Raw genomic sequence first — 2337 nt, forward strand, 5'->3', positions numbered from 1 at the left:
ACTTCCTCGCGCGGCTTGCTGGAGAGGATGAAGATGGGGAGATCGGGGAATTCATGGTGGATAGCATCCAGCAGGGTCAGGCCGAAGTAACTATTCGGATTGTCATCCCTTGGACGGCCCTCCGGCATCCCTGGTGTACGCTGGTGGCTGTCTTCGGTAACCCGTCCTGTGTAGAAACAGAGGTCAAGCAACACCATCGCCCAAGGTGGCTCGCCTAGCGCCAGTACCTCGTTCCAGCCTGAACGCACTTGCCCCAGCGTACTGGCCAAGTCGTTTTCCACCACTGCGCCGACATCGGACTCGACCGGTGTCTGGCCGCGACAGAATACCGCCTCGGCGACCGGTTTCAATACTTTCTGCCGGCTGGCCCTGGCCGCCGCGTCACCGGTAGCATCCTGCCATAGAAAATGCGCGCAGAGGTTTTCGCGGTCAGCATTCCGGTCTTGGGGACCGACTCTTCCGAAAAGATCATCGAGTATAAGGAGGCGTGGCAAAGCGATGCTCATTGGAGCGTCAGTTCCAGATGGTAAAGATCCAAAGCCATACCAGTTGCTTCTACGACTGTGGCATTTTTTGCAAAGACCGTTTCCCGGTAGAGATAACCCTCCTCCTCGGCGTGACGTCGGATCATCCCGTTTGGAATGAAGTCCGATGAAATCAAGAGAACCTTTCCGTGTGGGCTTAAACGACTTCTTGCGTCGGATATGAACTTCCGCACCGATTCCCCGCTCGGGTCAATTATCGAGCGCAGCAGAACTTTCTCGCACGGGTCGTCGCAATCCTCCAGCACCTGCCGCACGAACCGCTCGTCACTGAATATCCATGGCATGGCCCACAGGACCACATCGAAACGCCTTTTCGATGGAACAAGACTGAAAAGATCGCTCTCGATCACTTCGAACCGGGACGGATCAATGCCAAACTGATCGACATTGGTATGCAGATTGACCACCGCATACCGGTTCACATCGACGGCGCATATGGATCTGGGCGTGGCATTTCGGTGAAGAAAGAGGGAAATGACTCCGCTCCCGGCACCCATCTCAAGAACCGATTTCCCATCGACAAGTCCTCTTCGAGCGATATAGTTGGCCCACTGATAGCTATCGGTCGCAAACTCGGGAGAAAACACCCCCCGCAGCACTTGCATGCCCGCCAAATCGCTGTAGTGATCAAGAGATACGCTTGGCATTTCGGCGTGGGAATGGAGGTTGAGATAGGCAAGCTCCAATACCTTGATCTGCATGAGCAGTTCGTGGCGCCTGCGGTTGTATTGATCCAGGTGATCACCATCGGAACAGATAACCTCGACTTGGTCCACAAAATGGAGAATCAGGCGGCTGATTCCATCATCGCCCTGTGCATAGCGCCGACGCAGTGCGTCGGCCTGATCGTCAAACCTGTTCATCAGAAGTGATTATGGAGTCTTGGCAGAGTGTGATGGACGAAAACAGTGCGCCCAAGCGACGGGCGCGTTCTTCGAGATTCCTTAGCAATTCGGAATCCGGCATCGTGCCAGAGTCCTGAAGCCACAATCGAGTCCGCATGATCTCATCGTCGATATCACCCAGGGCTCTCAAGGCTTCCTCGCCAAGCATCTCGGCATTCGTAAGCTGAAGCCAGCGTAGGCGATCGACTTCCAGCAGGTAGCGGCAGGTGGACTCCCCGAGCGCCAGGGAATCGTTCGATGACGGGACGACGGCATGATGAACACGGGACTCCATTTCCGACAGAACCTGTACTGCTCCTAGCCGGGCCAGTTCCCAGCCGTTGAGCAGTTCGAGCAGGTCATCTTGCGCGATGTCATCCTGAACCAGTCCACTCGCAACCCGCTTGCACCTCAGTAGGCAGGTAACAAGCCTGTTCTTCAACCATCCGTGGTTGAACGCCGATCGCTGCCTTTCCCATTCGCCATTCATCATGAACCGTTGCGCCTAGACGTTACCAGTTCTTCATCTAGCTTCTTGAACACAGTTTTGACCGTTTCCCATGGGACGGTGGCATTCTCATTGTCGGCGCCCAAGACAACATCCACCAGTGTGGTGAGTTTAGGGTCTGAATTCAGGTCGCTGATACCCAATTCCTGTTCAAGCTTCTTGTATATCGTCGTTTTCAGGTCTTCTGGTTTCTTATCCACCCAACGGCTGTCGGCAAGAATTCGGTAGAACAACCCAACGCGATTCGGCCTCGCAAATGCCGAAGAGGGCGCGGGATGGCAACCAAGCAGCTTGATGGCTTCAGCTCCATGCTCTGGGGTGCTTCCCCATTCCACCATGCAGGCCTGAAGGAGAATGTGAAGCGCGCGCAGGCGATGGATAGTCGAGCATGCTACAAGCT

At 55.2% G+C, this 2337-nt stretch carries 4 protein-coding genes; all 4 read right to left on the minus strand.

The genetic code is table 11. The features are described 5' to 3' along the window. Positions 1–506, minus strand: a 506-nt coding sequence (locus tag IAE77_RS00105; protein ID WP_294219617.1) for a hypothetical protein, incomplete at its 3' end; no start/stop codon positions are given. Next, on the minus strand, positions 503–1408 hold the full coding sequence (locus IAE77_RS00110) for a methyltransferase (protein ID WP_294219618.1): 906 nt from the start codon (positions 1406–1408) through the stop codon (positions 503–505). The genes IAE77_RS00105 and IAE77_RS00110, both read right to left, overlap by 4 nt. Continuing rightward, positions 1395–1922, minus strand: a complete 528-nt coding sequence (locus IAE77_RS00115; protein WP_294219619.1) for a hypothetical protein — start codon at positions 1920–1922, stop codon at positions 1395–1397. The genes IAE77_RS00110 and IAE77_RS00115 overlap by 14 nt, the downstream gene beginning before the upstream one ends. Then, a partial coding sequence (locus IAE77_RS00120; protein WP_294219620.1) for a hypothetical protein occupies positions 1919–2337 on the minus strand: 419 nt, incomplete at its 5' end. The genes IAE77_RS00120 and IAE77_RS00115, both read right to left, overlap by 4 nt.

It is taken from the genome of Prosthecobacter sp. (assembly GCF_014879935.1).
Lineage (GTDB): Bacteria > Verrucomicrobiota > Verrucomicrobiia > Verrucomicrobiales > Verrucomicrobiaceae > Prosthecobacter.